Genomic DNA, 19,073 nt, shown 5'->3' with positions numbered 1-19,073 from the left:
CGCTGTGTGGTCTCCGGAAAATCCCTATGAATCATTGATACAACGTTGCCGCATGGGAAAGCTGGCAGAATTCCGCTGACGGATAAAACACTTTATAGTGTTCCAATCAGTGAAATAATTCAGAGCCAGTAAAATGAATCCTGCCGCCAAACGAGATGCCGACACCGACACCGCGGACACGGGCAGTGCCCCCGGTCCCGGCATGCTGGAACGCGCGTTCGCGGTAATCCGCGCATTGTCCGAAGCGCAGCCCGACGGCGGACGTGTCACGCGTCTCGCGAAGGCGGTCGGGCTCACTCAAGGCACGGTGCATCGCATCCTGCATGCGCTGATCGCGGAGGGCATCGTCGAACAGGACGAAAGCTCCAAGCTGTACCGGCTGAGTGTGGATTTTTTCGCGCTCGCGGCGCAGGCCGGCAACCCGAGCGGCATGCGCACGCTGTGCCGTCCCGCGTTGTTGCGTCTGTGCGCGAGTCTCGGCGACACGATCTTTCTGCTCGTTAAAAGCAGCTTCGACGCGGTGTGCCTCGACATCTGCGAAGGGCCGTTTCCGATCCGCTCTTTCACCGGCGATATTGGCGGGCGTGTCGCGTTGGGTGTCGGGCAGGGCAGCCTGGCGATTCTGGCGTTTCTACCCGAGGCGGAGCGCGAGGAGATCATCCGTTTCAACGTGCCGCGCATTCGCGGCTACGGCGTGCTCGACGAAGTGTATTTGCGCACCGAGATTGAACGTGTGCGCCAGTTGGGCTACGCGGGGCGCAATAGCGGCGTGCTCGACGGCATGGCGGGCGTGGCGGTGCCGATTCTGGACCGCACTGGCGTGGCGATCGGGGCGTTGAGCGTCGGCACGCTGGCCGCGCGTCTCGGCGACGATCGTCTGCCGATGGTGGTCGAATTGCTGCGGCGGCAGGCCGACGCGATCGGCCCGCAAACCAATCCGTTCGATGTCGCGTTGCGCCGGCCGATGCATGGCCTGTCGCGCGCGATGACCACCGAACGGATCACCGGATAAGCGCACGCGCGATCAACGAAGCAGCGCGCAAGCCGTGCCGCCTGTCGAATCGCCTGAGAGCGCTTAGAACACCTTAACCGGCATATTCACCACCAGCCGGTATTCCATGTTGTTGCCGTCCGAATAGTGATACTGGCTGTTGTGCCACATCGCGATGAACGTGACCTTCGTGTCCTTGAAGCGTCCGCTTTGCAGCGTGTAGCTCGGAATGAAGCCGAATTCGTGATGGTGGCCATGCACCGGCTCGCCGTTCTTCCAGTACAGGTCATGCAGCGGTGCGGAAGGCGAGGCATTCTCCGCCGCGCCCGCCGACGCATCCGCGCCCCAGCCGTATTGCCCCCAGAACATCGCTTTGAGTCCGGGCACGCCGGCGTATTTGCCGTCGAATGTATAGCGCAATTGCAGCGACTGCTCGTGCGGCGCGTTGTAGTCCACGTCCATCGAGTTGGTCAGATAGATACCGTTGGTCTCGTTGACGTAGTCGAAGAACTGGTCGCCGAGCACTTGCTGGTAGCCGAGCAACAGCGCATGCGGGCCGTGCTGCGCGGAGACCGACACGCTGTACGCATTGCTGTTGATGTGCCCCTGACGCGACGCGCCGGTGTCGTGCGTCGAGTAAATGTTCGCAAGGCCGCTCCACTTGATGGTGGTCGGATCGCCGAACGACTGGGCGACCGAGCCGTAGTACTGACGCCAGACGTCGTCGGCCTGATCGACATATAGCGCCATCTCGCCGTTCTTCGCGTAGTGCCAGGTGCCGCCCACATACGTCAGGCGATCGATCCGCGTGCCGCCGTACGAGGTGGTGAGATTGGTCAGATTGGTGTGGCCGCGGGCGTCGACTTTGGTGAAGCTGCCGGCCTGCAATTCAGTGTGCGCGAGATCGTTGCTGACCATCGAGACGCCGAGAAAAGTCGGCGGCAATGCGCGATTGTCGTGCGGTTCGAGGAACGGGTTTGTCACATCCTGCAAACCGTACTTCACGACCGTCTCCGAAATGCGTCCCTTGATGTCGTACATGCCGGGATACGCCCACGCGAGCTGCTGCGAACCGCCGCCGTCCTTGCCCACGTGCACCATGTTGCCCGCGCCATTGCCGCCGTCGAGCTTGAGTGCGCCGAACAGCGACGCATCGACGCCGAAACCGATCAGCCCTTGCGTGTAGCCGGATTCAAAGTTGGCCTGCGCGCCTTGAACCCACGCGTGACGGTAGATCGTGTTGGGCGCCTGGAAGTAGTCGGCGTAGTTGCGAAACTGCAGATTCAGATGGCTGTCCGCGATGAAACCCTTGCTTGCCATTTGGCTCGACAGCGGCGCCGGCGGCGTGACGGTCTGACTGGCCTCGGCGTTGACGACGGCGTTGGTGGTGTCGGGTTGGTCGTTACGCACGTGGCCACCTTGCTCCGCCCGGCGCTTGCCGGAAGCATCGATTTGCTGCGTCGGCGTGGTTTGCGCGAGTTGCGCGGGGGACGACAACGTTTGCGCGACCGTTTGAGTTTTAGACGCCTCGGAGGTGGGCTCCGTGACGCCGTCGTCGGCATACGCGTTGGCGGCTAGTGTCAGTGCGGGAAGCGTGAATGCGCAGTAAAAGAACGTTGCTGCTCCGGTTTTTTTTGACCGGTTTTTTGATCGGGTATCTTTCATTGAGTACGTCTCTGATTATTGTGGTGAATCTTTGGCCGGCGCTTAGCCAGTCCATGCTTATCGCTCGTTCCGCGGTTGGCAGGACGAACGAATCCGACGGCGCGGCGGCCTGCCGCGCCGGGAATACGGTTTTGATTTCTCGGGTTCTTCGGTGTGCTGGCGGTGCGCCGGCGGCACTTACCTCACGGCGTCGTCAACGCGAATACATGCGACCCGTGTTGCCCTGGCCCCGTGCGTGACGGGCTGCGGAATCTCCCTGGCGCAGGCGTCGATTGCATCCGGGCAGCGCGTGCGAAATGCGCAACCGGAAGGCGGATTCAGCGGCGAGGCAATCTCGCCGCGCAACAGCAGATGACGGCGCGCGCGCTCCACCACCGGATCGGGCACCGGCACGGCGGAGAGCAACGCGCGCGTGTACGGATGGCGCGGTGTGCCATATACCTCGCGCTTGTCGCCGAATTCCATCACCCGGCCCAGATACATCACCAGCACGCGGTGGCTGATCGCTTTGACCACGGCCAGATCGTGCGCGACGAACAGCAACGAGAGCGACAGTTCGCGTTGCAGATCGCGCAGCAGGTTGACGATCTGCGCCTGGATCGACACGTCGAGCGCGGACACTGGCTCGTCGCAGATCACCAGTTGCGGTTCGCCGATCAGCGCGCGCGCAATGCCGACGCGCTGACATTGGCCGCCGGAAAACTCGTGCGGATAACGGCGCAGATGCTGCGCGTTGAGTCCGACGCGTTCGAGCATGGTGAGCACGCGCCGCTGTACATCGGCACGGGCGATATCCTGGCCGTGCGTCATCAACGGTTCGGAAACGATCTGTTCGATCGTCATGCGCGGATCGAGCGAAGCGAGCGGATCCTGGAAAATCATCTGCACGTCGCGGCGCAAACGCGAGGTATCGCGGCGCGCGCCGGGCAGCACGGTTTCGTCGCCGAGCCAGCGCACACTGCCGCTCGCCACCGGCGCGAGTCCGATGATCGCGCGCGCCAGCGTCGACTTGCCGCAACCCGATTCGCCGACGAGCCCCACGGTTTCGCCGCGCCGCACGTTGAACGACACGCCGTCCACCGCGCGCAGCGTCGCTTTGCCGGACCACGGAAAGCCGCCGCGCGGTACGCCGAATTGCACCTTCAGATTGTCGACGCGCAGGAGCGTGGCCGCGTCCTGGTTTGCGATAGGCGTGGCGTTCATACGTGTTGTGCCTCCAGGATTTCGCCTACCGGCTTAAAGCATGCGCGCAGGGCGTCGGGATAGCCTTCTGCGGCAACAAGGGATGGCCGCGATTCGCGGCAACGTTCGGTGCAATACCCACAGCGCGGCGCGAACGCGCAACCTGCGCCGACTTCGCCGGGCAGCGGCGGATTGCCCGGAATGGTTTGCAGCGGACGGTCGTCGTCATCGTCGGTCAGACGCGGCAGCGCGTTCAGCAGACCGAGCGTGTACGGATGCGTCGGCGCGGCGAACAGCGCGGCGGCGCTCGCCTGCTCGACGGTCTGGCCGGCGTACATCACCATCACGTCGTCGCACAGGCCGGCCACCACGCCCATGTCGTGCGTGATCAGAATGATCGCCGTGCCGCGTTCGCGATTCAGTTCGCGCAACAGTTCGATGATCTGTGCCTGCACGGTGACGTCGAGCGCGGTGGTGGGTTCGTCGGCGATCAGGATTTCGGGCTCGGAGAGCAGCGCCATCGCGATCATCACGCGCTGGCGCATGCCGCCGGAAAACTCGTGCGGATACATGCCGATGCGGCGCGCGGCGTCGGGAATACGCACCGATTCGAGCGTTTCGATCGCACGGCGGCGCGCTTCGCGGCGCGACATCTTGCGATGCAGTTGCAGCGTCTCGGTCATCTGCCGTTCGATTGTCAGGAACGGATTGAGCGAGGTCATCGGGTCCTGAAAGATCATGCCGATGCGGTCGCCGCGAATCTTGTTCAGCGCCGCTTCGTTCATGGTCAGCAGATTCTCGCCGCGATAAGTCGCGCTGCCGGACACCTTGCCGTTGCCGGCAAGCAGGCCAAGCAGCGCCATCACAGTCTGGCTCTTACCCGAGCCTGATTCGCCGACAATGCCGAGCGTGCGGCCCGCCTCGAGTGAAAACGACACGCCTTGCACCGCATCGACGGGTGCGCCTTCGCGGCGCGTAAAGCGCACGCTGAGGTCTTTGACTTCGAGTAGCGGCATGTCAACGGTCCTTCGGATCGAATGCGTCGCGCAGACCATCGCCGACGAAATTCACGCAATACAGCGTCACGCATAGCATCACGGCCGGGCACAGCAGCAGCCACGGCATCGATTCGAGCTTCTGCGCGCCGTCCTGAATCAGCACGCCCCAGCTCGTCATCGGTTCCTGCACGCCGAGGCCGAGGAACGACAGCACCGATTCCGTCAACACGATATTCGGCACCGTCACGCTGGCGTACACCACGACCACGCCGAACAGATTCGGCACGATATGACGCGCGATGATCGAACGCGAACTCACGCCAATCGCCTTCGCGGCGTCGATGAATTCGCGCGAGCGCAGCGACAGCGTCTGGCCGCGCACCACGCGCGCCATATCGAGCCATGAAAACGCGCTGATGGTGAGCACCACCAGATAGAAAGCGCGGCCGAACATCGTCATCATCAGAATGGCGATCAGCATGTAGGGAATCGCGTACATCATGTCGACGATACGCATCATCACCGCATCGACGCGCCCACCCAGATAGCCCGCGGTCGCGCCATACGCGACGCCGATCAACCCCGACACCAGCGTGCCGAGCAGCCCGACTTCGAGCGACACGCGCCCGCCTTGCAGCGTGCGCGCGAGCAGATCGCGGCCGAGTTCGTCGGTGCCGAACCAGTGCATGTTCTGCAAAGTGGGCGGCAGGCTGATTGCGCTCCAGTCGCTATCGATCGGGTTGTTCGGCAAAAGCCACGGACCGGCCACGCAGGCGATCACGATCAGCATCAGCACGACGAAGCCGGCGAAGGCGGCGCGGTTGCGCACGAAGCGCCACGCGGCGGTGGCGAGCGGGCCGCGCGAACGCGGCGCCCTGGCGATGGCCGCGAGCGGATCGAGCGCCGCGGCAGTCGATTGAAGAGAGCGGGGCATGGATCAGTACCGGATGCGCGGATCGAGCCACGCATACGCGAGGTCGACCAGCAGATTGAACAGCACCGCAACGGCGGTCGTCAGCACGACGAGGCCGAGCACGAGGGTGTAGTCGCGATTGATCGCGCCGTTGACGACCAGTTGGCCGAGGCCCGGCAGCGCGAACACCGATTCGGTGACCACTGCCGCGGTGATCGACGAGATGCAGATCGAGCCGAGCAGCGAGACGACCGGCATCAGCGCCGGTTTCATCGCGTGACGCAGGACGATCGTGCGGCCCGGCAAACCCTTGGCGCGCGCCGTGCGGATGAAGTTGCCCGACAGCACTTCGATCATGCTGCCGCGCATCACGCGGGCAATCGCGGCGACGTTGATGATGGTGAGCAGCACGATCGGCAGCACGCGGTAGCGCCACTCGCCTTCGCCCCAGCCGCCGGCCGGCAGCCAGCCGTGTCCCTCGGACGTTTTCAGCAGGATCGCGAAGATCCACACCAGCACCGGCCCCAGCACGAAAGGCGGCACCACGTTGCCGAGATTGCCGAGCACCATCACGAAGTGATCGACGAAGCGGTCGCGCCGCACCGCGGCCACCGTGCCGAGCGCGACGCCGATCACGAGCGCGATCGGCACCGACACGCCGCCCACGCCGAGACTCACCGGCAGCGCCTTCCACACCAGGTCGTTGACCGACCAGTCGGCGTAGCGGAACGACGGCCCGAGGTCGCCGTGCAGCAGCGAGCCGAGGTAGTGAAGGTACTGCAGCCACAGCGGTTCGTCGAGGTGATACTTGGCGTTGAGGTTCGCCAGCACGGCTGCCGAGAGTTGCTTCTCGGTGTCGAACGGGCCGCCCGGGGTGAGATGCAGCAGCAGATAGCACGCGGTGATTACGGCGAGAATCGTCGGGATCGCCCAGAGCGTGCGGCGCAGCGTATAGGCCAGCATGACGGTGCTCCCGCGTTTAGTGCTTGGTCAGATACATATCTTGCGTGGCGCGCATGTCGAGGTAGTTGGTCGGCTTATAGCCGCCTACGTACGACTTGACCAGCCGGTCGGCCGAATACTGGAAGAGCGAGACCACAGGGTAATCGTTCATGGCCAGATCGTGTGCCTGCGTGAACAGCGCGGTGCGCTTCGCGTCGTCGAGCTGCTGGTTGCCTTCGTCGATCAGCTTGTCGACTTGCGGGTTGCAGTAGCGCTGGTCGTTCTGCACGCTGTTGCAGCGGATCAGATCGAAGAACGAGTTGGCGTCGTTGTAGTCGACGAACCAGCCGTCGCGCGAGGCCTGCACCTTGCCTTCGTGGCGTTGCTTGAGCAGCACCTTGTATTCGACGTTTTCGAGCTTTGCCGTGACGCCGAGCTTGGTGCGCCATTCCGACGTGGCGAACAGCGCCACCTTCTTGTGCAGGTCGTTGGTGTTGTAGGTGAGCGTGAACGTCAGCGGCTTCGCGTCCGAATAGCCCGCGGTCTTCAGCAGGTTGCGCGCGTAGTCGATGCGCTTGGGCATCGGCCAGCTCGCCCACTCCGGCGTGAAGACGCCCGAGCCTTCGGTGCCCTTGGCGATCAGGCCGTACATCGGCACTTCACCGTCGGCGGTCAAACGTTTGGTCAGCAGGTCGCGGTCGAGCACCATTGCCAGCGCCTGGCGCACGCGCTTGTCTTTGAAGGCGGGGTCTTCGTTATTCAGGCTGTAGTAGTACGTGGCGATCTGCAGGCCGGTTTTCAGTTCGGGGCCGAACTGCTTGCTGACCTGCGCGTACACACCGGACGGAATCGAATACGTGTAGTCGAACTGGCCGGCCTGGTACATGCGCATCGCCGTTTCGTCGTTTTCGATCGGCAGGTAGGTCACTTTCGTGATCACGACCTTGCTGCTATTCCAGTACGTCGGGCTTTTGGTCGCCACGAGACGGTTGCTCGGCTGCCAGTCGGTCAGCGCGTACGGGCCGTTGCCGACGAAGTTGCCCGGACGGGTCCAGTCGCCGCCGAACTTCGTCACGACCGCGCGGTTGACCGGCGTCATCGTCGCCATGGCGGTCAGCTGCGGGAAAAACGCGGCGGGCACTTCGGTGGTGACTTCGAGTGTGTAGGGATCGACGGCGCGCACGCCGAGGCTTGTCAGCGGCGCCTTGCCCGCGAGAATCGCCTTGGCGTTTTTCACGAATTCGACCAGCACCGTGTATTTCGAACCCGTCTTCGGATCGAGCACGCGTTGCCAGGAGTAGACGAAATCGGCCGCCGTGACCGGCTGCCCGTTGCTCCAGCGCGCATCGTGACGCAACTTGAAAACCCATGTATTCGGTCCGCTACGCGACCACGACTCCGCGACACCGGGCACGATCGCGCCGCTCGCGTCCATGCGCGTCAGGCCTTCGAACAGGTCGAGCCCGATCGTATTGCCGGTCCATGACTCGATATGCGCGGGGTCGAGCGATTCGGTTTCGCCCGGCACCTGGCGAGTCATCTCCTGGCTGGCGGCGAGCGTGACGCCGGCGGGCACCGTAACGGCGAAAGCGGAAGGGGCAAACGTGAGGACGAGCGCGGTCAGCGCCGCCGTGTAGACGAACGGGGTTTTCATCGGTTGAGATCGCAGGAAAGGTCGAGAGAGAAACGCGCTGGCGCCAGGGCGCCCGTTTAGCTGCGTTGCTCGGGCCAGGGCGGCCCTTGTTGCTCGTGGTGGTAGCGCGACATGCAGGATTCCTTACATTGCGTAATGCAGGCAATCCCTCGCCGGCTCAACCGGATAAGGTGCCTGCCCTTTAGAACAGTCTTGGTGTGCCCACCCAGACGACCACCGACTCGATGCGCGCGGTGTTCACCCAGCTGTGCGGCACCGTCGATTCGTAATGCGCGCTGTCTCCCGCGTGCAACACGAACGTCTTGCCTTCCAGCGTCAACGACACTTCGCCGTCGATCACATAAACAAACTCTTCCCCGGCATGCGTGGTGACTTCCGAACGCTTCTGCCCGGGCGGCATCCTCACCAGGATCGCTTCGAGCTGACGGCCGCCCGTCAAGTTGGTCAGCCGCGCAAACAGATTGGCCGAGTCCGCAAAACCGAAAAACTTCAACTGATCGCCCCGGCTCACGCAGCGTTCCTCGCTGGGTGTGTCGACGAAATACTGCACCGTGACCCCGAGTGCGTGGGCGATACCGGCCAACGAAGTGATGGACGGTGACGCCAGCCCGCGCTCGACTTGCGACAAAAACGGCTTGGAAATACCCGCTGCGGTTGCCGTGTCATCCAGCGTGCGCTTGAGCCGTTGGCGCAGCGCGCGGATCTTGCTGCCGATTTCTAATGCCGGATTGCTTTTTTGAATTGTCGTGACCATAGCAGGAGGAAATTAGCCCGTCAAAATTTGTTTGATATAAGTAAATATGGTTTGATTGCGGTCTTGGGCGGGACTGCAGGTCTTTTCAGCCCTGGGTGGTTGCGAGTGACCACATTTCGAGACAGGACTCTATGTTGCCAGAATCGAAACTAACCCCGGCCAAAACGACCGTTTATTTCTGGAAACGGCGAACAATCGGCGTATCGACTGCAGTAGGCATGCTGGTAAGCGCGGTTATGCAATACGAGTATCAGGACGATTAAGCGTATGACACCAAAGGTTATTTCCGACGGCACGCGTCGATTTGGCGAAAAGACATGGCTGTAAGAGCAAGTAATCGACGTGGACTCAGTGGATTCCCTGAGTGACTTGGGATGTATCTGTTTGCAGAATCAGGCCCGCTTGCGGACGGGCGCGCATTTGGACATCACACGTGCACATCCGGCCGCTGTTTATCATTTCGCCCGCAGCGATCCTGCGTGGCGGATCACTGTCCGGCACGTTCCAACCGAACGGCGGCCGGCGCAAGGACATGACTATCACCGCCGATTCTTTCCACCGCGGGCTTTACGCCCGCCGCCGCGTGGCAACGCTTCTCTCTGCGGTCCTCGGAATCCCCCTTGTTCGCGATGCTTTATCATTGGGCCCGCTCCGCATGCCGGAGTCCGAGCCCGGTGTGCCGCAGCGTCCTCCAGGAGGACTTGCCGCGGGGCGTTTCGCGAGGCGGGCGTCGATCCTATCCCCTGGTTGATCTGCTGGTTTGGCGCTTTAGCGCGCGCAAGAGCGGGCTAAAGCGCTGCATCAGTGCGCCTGTGCGCCAGTGGATCCACATGAGGGCCCACGCTTCGCCGACTGTCTTTCCAGCTTCCGTTTCACGCGCCGCGCGGCCAGTTCGCGCGACGCCGCAACCGTTTGAACAAGAGGTACACGATGAACTCATCCAATCCGGCGGGCGCACACGTCTCGCAGACCCGTTCGTTTTCGACAGTCTTTCTGATCGAGATGTGGGAGCGCTTCGGCTATTACGGCATGGCCGCGCTGCTCGTGCTGTTCATGATCGACAAGCTGCAGTTCACCGACAGCCACGCCACGCTCACGTGGGGCGCGTTCACGGCGCTGGTGTACGCGTCGCCGTCGATCGGCGGCTGGATCGGCGACAAGATTCTCGGCGCGCGGCGCACGATGATCTTCGGCGCCGGCGTGCTGTCGGCCGGTTATTTCATGCTGGCGCTGCCCAATGACCAACTCGCCTATATGTACGCGTCGCTCGGCGTGATCGTGGTGGGCAACGGCCTCTTCAAGGCCAACGCGGCGAATCTGGTGCGCCGTATCTATGAAGGCGACGACGCGCGCATCGACAGCGCGTTCACGATCTACTACATGGCGGTCAACATCGGCTCGACGGTGTCGATGCTCGCCACGCCGTGGATCAAGGACCATTGGGGCTGGCATACGGCCTTTGCCGTTTGCTGCGCGGGGATGCTGTTGTCGGTGCTGAACTACTTCATCATGTTTCGCACGCTCGCGCATATCGGCTCCGCGCCGGACGCCGAACCGGTGCGCTGGAAGCGTGTCGGCGCGGTCGCGCTGGGCGGTCTCGCGCTGGGTGCTACGACCACGTTCGTGCTGCAACACAAGGCGATCGCGGTGGCGTGCGTGTACACGGCGGGTGTCGCGATTCTGGCGATCTTCGGCTACATGCTGATGAAGTGCGAGCGCTCGGAGCGCTCCGGGCTGGTCGCCGCGTTGATCCTGACGGCGCAGGTGATCCTGTTCTTCGTGTTCTACGTGCAGATGTCGACGTCGCTCACGCTGTTCGCGCTGCGCAACGTCGATCCGCGTTTCATCCTGTTCGGCCAGACGTGGTTCACGTGGAGCGCCGCGCAGTTCCAGGCGCTCAATCCAATCTGGATCATGTTGCTGAGCCCGCTGCTCGCGCTGCTGTATACGAAGCTCGCGAAGAGCGGCAAGGACGTGCCGGTGGCGGTGAAGTATGCGTTCGGTTTCGCCGTGGTCGCGGCCGGTTTCTTCGTCTATGCGGCAAGCGGCAACTACGCGGTGAACGGGCGCGTGTCGTCGTGGTTCATGGTGGGCGGCTACGGCCTGTATTCGCTCGGCGAATTGCTGGTGAGCGGCCTGGGGCTCGCAATGATCGCGCGCTACGTGCCGGCGCGCATGAGCGGTTTCATGATGGGCGCGTACTTCGTGGCGACCGGCGTGTCGCAATATCTGGGCAGCGTGGTGGCGAATTTCGCACAGATGCCGGCGGGCGATATGGATCCGCTGGAATCGTTGCCGCTTTATACCAAGCTGTTTACCGGCCTCGGCTGGCTCGCGGCGGTGGGCGCGCTGGTGGCGGTTCTGCTGCTGCCGTTGATGCGCAAGCTCTCGCGCGAACATCAGCGTTGCAGCGACGAGGCGCGTGAGAATGCGCGGCAAACGGCGGCGTTGAATGGGGTGGTGGTGGAGTAATCACGCTTGCGTTGACGAACGAGGCGCACGCCATGACGTGCGCCGGTAAAACAGAATGGCGCGCCTCGCAACGCAAGGCGCGCCATTTTTGCATGGGGAAGTGCCGCGCGCGCTGAAGTGCCCCAAAGTGTCCATCCGATAGCACAGCCGGAGGTAAGCTAACGGTTGCAATTGGTCTTCCCACGCAACCGTTTCCCAGCCACCCAAGGTAGCCACCCGGATGGAAATCCATATCGCGGTCGAAGGTCATCACGATCTGTCCGGCCAGATCTATCGCCAGTTGCGCGCGGGTATTCTCGAAGGACGCCTTGCGGGCGGCACGCGTCTGCCGTCCACGCGCGACCTCGCCACGCAACTGGGCGTGTCGCGCAAGACCACGCTCGACGTGTTCGAGCGGCTGCTCTCCGAAGGCTATCTGAGCGCGCGCGGCGGCTCGGGCACCTTCGTCGCCGACGGTCTGGAGCGTCTGCCGGTGGAGCGCTCCGCCCATGCGCGGGCCGCGGAGTCGTCGCGCGAGCGGGCCAAGGCGAAGGCTGCCGCGCGCGCCCAGCCGCTGTGGGACGAGATGCCCGAGAGCCTGCCCCTGCCGAGGCCTTCGGTGGCGTCGCCGCAAGACTTCGTCGGCGGCGCGACCGACAAGACGCTGTTTCCCTTCGACGTCTGGCGCCGCTGCGTGAACCACGCGTTGCGTGCTCAGGCGCGCGGCCCCGGCATCTATCGCGACACGGCCGGCGAGCAGGAGCTGCGCCTCGCGATCTCGCGCTACCTGGCCTTCAACCGCGCGGTCGCAAGCAACTGGGAAGACGTGATCGTCACGCAAGGCGCGCAGCACGCGCTCGATCTGCTGGCGCGCATCACCTTGCGCGCGGGCGAAGTCGCGGCGATCGAGGATCCTGGCTATACGCCGGCGCAAGCGTGCCTGAAGGCCACCGGCGCGCGCGTGGTGCCCGTGCCGGTGGACGCTGAAGGCCTGATCGTCAGCAAGCTGCCGGACAAGGCGCGGCTCGTCTACGTGACGCCCTCGCATCAGTTTCCGCTCGGCATGCCGATGAGCCTCGAGCGGCGCGTGGAACTGCTCGAATGGGCGCAGAAACGCGGCGCCGTGATTATCGAGGACGACTACGACTGCGAGTACCGTTTCGAAGGACGGCCGATGGAGCCGCTGAAAAGTCTCGACCGCGCCGGACTCGTCGCCTATGTCGGCACGTTTTCGAAGACGATCTTTCCCGAGCTGCGCGTCGGCTATGTGGTGCCGCCGGCCTCGCTCTACGGTGCGCTCATCAAGGCGCGCCAGATCGGCGACTGGCACGGCTGCACGCTCACGCAGACGGCGCTCGCGTCGTTCATGCTCAACGGTGAATTCGCCAAGCATCTGCGGCGCATGCACAAGACCTACGCGGCGCGCCGCGCGATGCTGCTCGATCACCTGCACGGCGGTCTCGCGCCCTGGTTCGATCCGATCGTGCCGACGGCCGGCATCCACATGGCGGCGCGTCTGAAGGCGCCGCTGACGGAAGAAGCGGTGGTGAGCGCGGCGCGTTTAGCATCGATCGGCTTGTATGGACTCGCACCGTTTCATGTACGCGCGAAGGCGCAGCCGGGCCTGATGTTCGGCTACGGCAACATCGCGGTCGAGCATATCGATGCCGCGCTCACGAAGCTCGCCGGCATCCTGCCGCGGCTCGTGCAATAGGCCCGCGTTCCGGGCGTGCAGATTACTTATCGGCTTCACGCCGCCCGCGATCATGGCGTGGGACAAGCGCTGGCTCGACGGCAATGTCTATACGCAAGGCCTCGTGGAAAGCGCGTCGAAGTACGTGCCGGAAATGAAGGCGAAGGGCGCGCAGATCATCGTGGCGATGTCGCATGGCGGGCTCGATAACTCGACCTATTCACCGTCGATGGAAAACGGCAGCTACTATTTGTCGAAAGTAGCCGGCATCGACGCGATGCTGATCGGCCACTCGCACCAGGTTTTCCCCGATAAAAACAGCACCGTCACGCAATTCAATCTGCCGGGCGTCGACAAGGTGAAGGGCACCGTCAACGGCGTGCCGACCGTGATGGCGAATTTCTGGGGCAAGCATCTCGGCGTGATCAAGCTCGCGTTGAACTACAACAACGGCACGTGGACGGTGGACCGCACCTCGAGCACCGCGGAAGCAAGCTCGATCCAGAACGCCGCGGATCGACGAGCAACGCGAAGGCGTCGAACGCTATCGCCGGCTTGCGCACGAGGGCGCGCCGCGTGCGCGTGCCACGCTCGGGCATCTGTTGTTGCGCGGGTTGCCCGGCGTCGCGCCGGACTACGTGGAAAGCCGCCGTTGGCTGACGCTGGCGGCGTCGCATGATTCGCGCGATGCCCAGGCGGCCTACGATCTCGCGACGCTCTATCGCAACGGCTACGGCGTGGCGCGCGACGCCGGCACGGCGATTCGCTGGCTCGAACAGGCGGCGCAAGCGGGCTTGCCGCTCGCGCAATTCCAGCTCGCCAACGAGTATCGCTTCGGCGCGACGCGGCCGCACGACGACGCGTTGGCGCTTCAATGGCTCACGCGCGCGGCCAATGCGGAGTTACCCGAGGCCAATCTCGCGCTGGCGATGGCCTATCGCAATGGCGAGCTCGGCATGGCGCGAGACGAGAACGAGTATTGGGCTCACGTGAAGGAAAGCGAACACGATCTCAAACACGTCAACCGGCAGTAAAAGTGTTTTGACACCCCCCCCGCGATTTTCTGTCGCAGGGCGAGATTGGCCGCCCCCTGCAGCGTTTTTCGCTGCAGGGGGCGTGTTTTTTCTGCCGCGTGAAAGTGCACGGCGAGCGAGCCATGAAGTGTTTTTCTCGATCATCGAGCGATCCGCCGGCGATGCTCAGGCGCAGAAAGTGCCGTTATTCATGCATCGAAATGACTTGTAACGTACGTTACGTGTTGGTGTTGCCAGGCTCGCCGACGCATGTTTACCCGCTAAAACAAGCATCAAAATGTGTTGTGCAGTCTGCGCCGCGCAACAAACCTTCGCTGTTATACATAAAAGAGTCGCGCAAATCGTATTAGCGCTTGTAGAATCCGGCGTTGAAGCGTGCACATACGGTGTGCGCTTCGTGCAATTCACTGACCACAACAGGTAGGAGAAACATGCCGACTTCCGCAAAAAAGGTGGCCAAGAAGGCTGCTGCCCCGGTACCCGCCAAGAAGGTTGCTGCAAAGAAAGTTCCTGCGAAGAAGGCCGTCGCAGCTAAGAAGGTCGCCGTGAAGGCGTCCAGCGCTCCGTCGCCGATCAAGGACACCTTCACGAAGGCCTCGCTGGCTGCACACGTCGCTGAACGCGCTGCTGTGGAACCGAAAACCGCCAAGGCTGTTCTGGCCGCGCTCGAAGACACGATCCTCGGCGCCGTGCACAAGAAGGGTGCTGGCGAATTCACGCTGTCGGGTCTTCTGAAGATCGTCGTGCAAGCTGTCCCGGCGAAGAAGAAGCGCTTCGGCAAAGACCCGTTCTCGGGTGAAGAGCGTTGGTTCCCGGCCAAGCCGGCTAGCGTGCGCATCAAGGCACGTCCGCTGAAGAAGCTGAAAGACGCTGCTGCGGGCTGATCGAGCTTCACGCGTTGCCGCTGTTTTAACAATGGTTGACGCTTGAGGCGAACCGAGGCACATGCCCTCGGTTCGATCCGCGGTACACGTTGTCCGAATCCCCGTGGGTGAGAATCCACGGGGATTTTTTATGCGTGCGCGGCGTATTGCGAGTTCGCCGGATGCCTCACATGACCTGCTCTGTCCGTGCACCGCCGCGCCGCACATGCACTGTACTAGCGCATCATGGGCCGCCGCAGTACGATGACAGCGAAGCCATGCCGGCCGGGATGCGCTATTCGCGTGCATGCAGGCGGTTTAGTACGCAGAAAGCTCAATGGCATAGCGCTTGCTTGATCGATTGTCGAACACCGAATGCGCAGCGCATTCGCCTTCTATCCGACAACAAGAGCGGGGCGTGACATGCGATGCTATGACGAAATGCGTCATCATGACGATGCCGTGCGGCCACACTATGCGCGCTTTGAGAGGTGGCTGGTGAAGCAGGGTAACGAGGCGATCGCACGCAAGCGTGCGGAAGCCGACCTGCTGTTTCGCCGGGTCGGCATCACCTTCGCGGTGAATGGCGACCTGTCCGGCACTGAGCGGCTGATCCCATTCGACCTGATTCCGCGCATCATTCCGCGCGGTGAATGGCAGACGCTGGAGGCCGGTTTGCGTCAGCGCGTGCAGGCGCTCAATCTGTTCATCCACGACGTCTATCACGACCGCAATATCGTGCGCGCCGGCATCGTGCCGGCCGAGCAGGTCTATACCAACGCGCAATACCGGCCTGAAATGCAGGGCGTGAATGTGCCGCTCGGTGTTTACGCGCATATCGCCGGCGTCGACGTGGTGCGAGCGGGCGACGAGGGCGAGTTCTACGTGCTCGAAGACAACCTGCGGGTGCCGTCGGGCGTCTCCTATATGCTCGAAAACCGCAAGATGATGATGCGGCTTTTCCCCGAGCTGTTCGTGCAGAACCGCATTGCGCCGGTCGCGCATTATCCTGATCTGCTACTCGATACCCTGCGCTCGGTCGCGCCAGAAGGCGTCGACGATCCGGTCGTGGTGGTGCTCACGCCGGGCATGTACAACTCCGCGTATTTCGAGCACACCTTCCTCGCGCAGCAGATGGGCGTCGAACTGGTGGAAGGCAAGGACCTGTTCGTCGACGACAACTATGTGTTCATGCGCACGACGCAAGGGCCGAAGCGCGTCGACGTGATCTACCGCCGCGTCGACGACGATTTTCTCGATCCGCTCGCCTTCCGCAACGACTCGGCGCTCGGCGTGCCCGGTTTGCTGACCGCGTATCGCGCGGGCCGCGTCGCTCTCGCGAACGCGATGGGCACCGGCATCGCCGACGACAAATCGATCTACCCGTACGTGCCGGAAATGATCGAGTTTTACCTCGGCGAGAAGCCGATTCTCAACAACGTGCCCACGTTCCAGTGCCGCAAGCCGGATGACCTGGCGTACACGCTCGCGCATCTGCCGGAACTGGTGGTCAAGGAAGTGCACGGCGCAGGCGGCTACGGCATGCTCGTCGGACCGGCTTCGACGAAAGCCGAAATCGAATCCTTCCGTGAGCGGTTGATCGCGCGTCCCGCGGGCTACATCGCGCAGCCCACGCTCGCGCTCTCCGCCTGTCCGACCTTCGTCGAAGCCGGCATCGCGCCGCGCCATATCGACCTGCGGCCGTTCGTGCTGTCCGGCAAGACCGTCACGATGGTCGCCGGCGGACTGACGCGCGTGGCACTGCAGGAGGGCTCGCTCGTCGTCAATTCGTCGCAGGGAGGCGGGACCAAAGATACGTGGATGGTCGACTGACGCGGTTGCCGATGCGGTCGCACAAGCTTCACGCAACCGCGCCTACAACCCAACGCGCCGGGCAGCACGTGATACGCAACACGCGCGCCGCCGGTGCACACGGATAACCAGCGCGAGCCTTTTACCTCGACGAGGCCTCGCGTCATCAGATACGGAACGCCGTCATGCTAAGCCGAACCGCCGATCACCTTTTCTGGATGGCCCGCTACATGGAGCGCGCGGAGAACACCGCCCGCATGCTCGATATCAACCTGAAGGCGCTGCTGTTGCCGCAGACGCCCGACCAGGAGGCGCGCGCGCAACGCTCGGTGCTGCGCATCTCCGAACTCGAAACCGCCTTCGCGCAGCGTTACGACGAACCGACCCGCGAACACGTGCTCGATTTCATGGTGGCCGATGCGACCAATCCGTCGAGTATTCATTCGTGTCTGCAGGCCGCGCGCGAAAACGCCCGCGCCGTGCGCGGCACGCTGACGACCGAGTGGTGGGAAACCATCAACGACACGTGGCTCGAATTCAACGAGCGCGCCTCGGCGGGGCAGGCCGCGAGCAATCCGGGCGCGCTGTTCGAATGGGTCAAGTTCCGCTCGCACCTGTCGCGCGGTGTGACGATCGGCACCGCGCTGCAGGACGACGCGTTCTTCTTCACGCAGCTCGGCACCTTCCTCGAACGCGCCGACAACACCGCGCGGATTCTCGACGTGCGCTTTGCCGACGTGGAACCGAATTCACGCGATGCCGCGCGCCAGCTCGAAGATTTCTATTACTGGACCTCGATCCTGAGTTCGGTGTCGGCGCTGGAGATCTATCGCAAGGTGTATCGCGACGTCGTCACGCCGGCGCGCGTGGTCGAACTGATGATCCTGAATCAGCAGATGCCGCGTTCGCTGCTGGCGTCGCTCGAAGGCGTCTGCGTGAATCTGGCGATGCTGCGCACCTCCGGCTCGAACCAGTGCGAACGGTTCGCCGGCAAGCTGCGCGCCGAACTCGTGTACTCCGACATCCGGCAGATTTTCGAAGCCGGCCTGCACGCCTATCTGACACAGTTCCTCGCTCGCGTGTTCGAGCTGGGCAATCTGGTTGCGCGTACCTATCTGATGTTGCCAGTCGCCTGACGGAGTTTCTTTATGTACCTGACGATCCGCCACGACACGTCCTATCGCTACGAAGCGACTGTCCATTATTCGATCCAGCAACTGCGTCTGACGCCGGCGAGCGGCGCCTCGCAGGTCGTACGGCGCTGGAGCATCGACGCACCGGGCAAGCTCGACGCGACCTTCGACGCTTACGGCAACGTGCTGCACACGCTGGTCATCAACAAGCCGCATAGCGAGATTCGTCTGCACGTGGCCGGCGAAGTGGACACGATTGCGCTGATCGACGGCCATTTGCCCGACGCCGTCGGCCCGATTCCGCTCGAGCATTTCACCTGCTCGACGCGCTTGACCGAGGCCGATGCCGCGGTCCGTGAGCTGGCCGAATCGGTGCCGAGCTTGACCAGTTCGGCGAATCTGATCGCGCTCTCCGAGCAGATCGTGCAGCGCGTGAAGTACAACCCGGGCATTACCGAGGTCACCAGCACGGCCGCCCAGGCGCTCGAACTCGGCAACGGCGTATGTCAGGACCACGCGCATCTGATGCTCGCGTGCTGCCGCGCGCGCGGCATTCCGGCGCGCTACGTGAGCGGCTATATCGAACCCGGCGAGGTGACGCACGGCGCGAGCCATGCGTGGGTCGACGTGTGGGTCGAAGGCAAAGGCTGGATTTCCATCGACGTCACCCATGCCGCGTTTGCCAGCGAACTCTACTGTCGCCTCGCCGTTGCGCGCGACTATGAAGCGGCCGCGCCGGTGCGTGGCCGGCGTATCGGCGGGCTGGAAGAACAGCTTAAAGTGTCCGTTACGGTCAGCGGGCAACAGTCGCAGTAGACGCGCAACGAGGCCGGCTCGCAAAAGGGCTCCGGAGGCGCCAGTGAGCGCCAGCCCTCATATCGCCATTCAGAATAGGCCCGCGACGGCCGATAAACGGGATATAACGGGATAGAGGCGCATGCGCGCCGCATTACAATAGCGCCGTTCAGTTGTTTTTTTGCGGGTACCT

The 19,073-nt window shown here is 63.2% G+C and carries 15 protein-coding genes and 1 pseudogene; 9 read left to right on the top strand and 7 right to left on the bottom strand.

Going from position 1 to position 19,073, the window contains the following annotated elements; genetic code table 11:
• The first annotated feature begins 133 nt into the window (after positions 1 to 133).
• Complete coding sequence (locus B0G82_RS22900) at positions 134 to 1,012, top strand: IclR family transcriptional regulator (RefSeq protein WP_121309138.1); 879 nt, start codon at positions 134 to 136, stop codon at positions 1,010 to 1,012.
• Between the two features lie 63 nt (positions 1,013 to 1,075).
• Here B0G82_RS22900 and B0G82_RS22895 read toward each other — a convergent pair whose 3' ends face one another.
• The 7 genes from B0G82_RS22895 to B0G82_RS22865 all read right to left on the bottom strand — a co-directional run bounded on the left by B0G82_RS22895 (position 1,076) and on the right by B0G82_RS22865 (position 9,099).
• Entirely contained in the window at positions 1,076 to 2,656 is a 1,581-nt protein-coding gene (locus B0G82_RS22895) for an OprD family outer membrane porin (protein WP_121309137.1), read from the bottom strand.
• Between the two features lie 177 nt (positions 2,657 to 2,833).
• On the bottom strand, positions 2,834 to 3,859 hold the full coding sequence (locus B0G82_RS22890) for an oligopeptide/dipeptide ABC transporter ATP-binding protein (protein WP_121309136.1): 1,026 nt from the start codon (positions 3,857 to 3,859) through the stop codon (positions 2,834 to 2,836).
• A complete protein-coding gene (locus B0G82_RS22885; RefSeq protein WP_106277077.1) occupies positions 3,856 to 4,854 on the bottom strand; it encodes an oligopeptide/dipeptide ABC transporter ATP-binding protein in 999 nt (332 codons plus the stop codon). Before B0G82_RS22885 ends, B0G82_RS22890 begins: the two co-directional genes overlap by 4 nt.
• Position 4,855: 1 nt before the next feature.
• Positions 4,856 to 5,770, bottom strand: a complete 915-nt coding sequence (locus tag B0G82_RS22880; RefSeq protein WP_241974794.1) for an ABC transporter permease subunit — start codon at positions 5,768 to 5,770, stop codon at positions 4,856 to 4,858.
• A 3-nt stretch (positions 5,771 to 5,773) separates the two neighbouring features.
• Positions 5,774 to 6,712, bottom strand: a complete 939-nt coding sequence (locus tag B0G82_RS22875) for an ABC transporter permease subunit (RefSeq protein ID WP_012426329.1) — start codon at positions 6,710 to 6,712, stop codon at positions 5,774 to 5,776.
• Positions 6,713 to 6,728: 16 nt separating this feature from the next.
• Entirely contained in the window at positions 6,729 to 8,345 is a 1,617-nt protein-coding gene (locus tag B0G82_RS22870; RefSeq protein ID WP_121309135.1) for a peptide ABC transporter substrate-binding protein, read from the bottom strand.
• 181 nt (positions 8,346 to 8,526) lie between these two features.
• Complete coding sequence (locus tag B0G82_RS22865; protein ID WP_012426331.1) at positions 8,527 to 9,099, bottom strand: cupin domain-containing protein; 573 nt, start codon at positions 9,097 to 9,099, stop codon at positions 8,527 to 8,529.
• 930 nt (positions 9,100 to 10,029) lie between these two features.
• On the opposite strand from B0G82_RS22865, the gene B0G82_RS22860 reads away from it, so the two are divergent.
• The 8 genes and pseudogenes from B0G82_RS22860 to B0G82_RS22820 all read left to right on the top strand — a co-directional run bounded on the left by B0G82_RS22860 (position 10,030) and on the right by B0G82_RS22820 (position 18,901).
• Positions 10,030 to 11,571: an oligopeptide:H+ symporter gene (locus B0G82_RS22860; protein WP_121309134.1), complete on the top strand. Its 1,542-nt coding sequence runs from the start codon at positions 10,030 to 10,032 to the stop codon at positions 11,569 to 11,571.
• A 220-nt stretch (positions 11,572 to 11,791) separates the two neighbouring features.
• Positions 11,792 to 13,264: a PLP-dependent aminotransferase family protein gene (locus B0G82_RS22855; protein WP_121309133.1), complete on the top strand. Its 1,473-nt coding sequence runs from the start codon at positions 11,792 to 11,794 to the stop codon at positions 13,262 to 13,264.
• Between the two features lie 25 nt (positions 13,265 to 13,289).
• Positions 13,290 to 13,763, top strand: a pseudogene (locus B0G82_RS22850) (bifunctional metallophosphatase/5'-nucleotidase); the annotation flags it as partial.
• Between the two features lie 118 nt (positions 13,764 to 13,881).
• Entirely contained in the window at positions 13,882 to 14,277 is a 396-nt protein-coding gene (locus B0G82_RS22845; RefSeq protein ID WP_147439562.1) for an SEL1-like repeat protein, read from the top strand.
• Positions 14,278 to 14,708: 431 nt separating this feature from the next.
• A complete protein-coding gene (locus B0G82_RS22835; protein ID WP_035559188.1) occupies positions 14,709 to 15,161 on the top strand; it encodes an HU family DNA-binding protein in 453 nt (150 codons plus the stop codon).
• A gap of 402 nt (positions 15,162 to 15,563) precedes the next feature.
• Positions 15,564 to 16,973 carry a circularly permuted type 2 ATP-grasp protein gene (locus tag B0G82_RS22830; RefSeq protein WP_012426335.1) on the top strand — a complete coding sequence of 470 codons (1,410 nt, stop codon included), beginning with the start codon at positions 15,564 to 15,566 and terminating at the stop codon, positions 16,971 to 16,973.
• Between the two features lie 164 nt (positions 16,974 to 17,137).
• Positions 17,138 to 18,088 carry an alpha-E domain-containing protein gene (locus B0G82_RS22825; RefSeq protein ID WP_106277087.1) on the top strand — a complete coding sequence of 317 codons (951 nt, stop codon included), beginning with the start codon at positions 17,138 to 17,140 and terminating at the stop codon, positions 18,086 to 18,088.
• Positions 18,089 to 18,100: 12 nt separating this feature from the next.
• On the top strand, positions 18,101 to 18,901 hold the full coding sequence (locus B0G82_RS22820; RefSeq protein ID WP_106277088.1) for a transglutaminase family protein: 801 nt from the start codon (positions 18,101 to 18,103) through the stop codon (positions 18,899 to 18,901).
• The last annotated feature ends 172 nt before the right edge of the window (positions 18,902 to 19,073 follow it).

This window comes from Paraburkholderia sp. BL17N1 (assembly GCF_003634175.1).
Taxonomy (GTDB): Bacteria; Pseudomonadota; Gammaproteobacteria; order Burkholderiales; family Burkholderiaceae; genus Paraburkholderia.
This window is presented reverse-complemented; position numbering and strand designations above follow the sequence as displayed.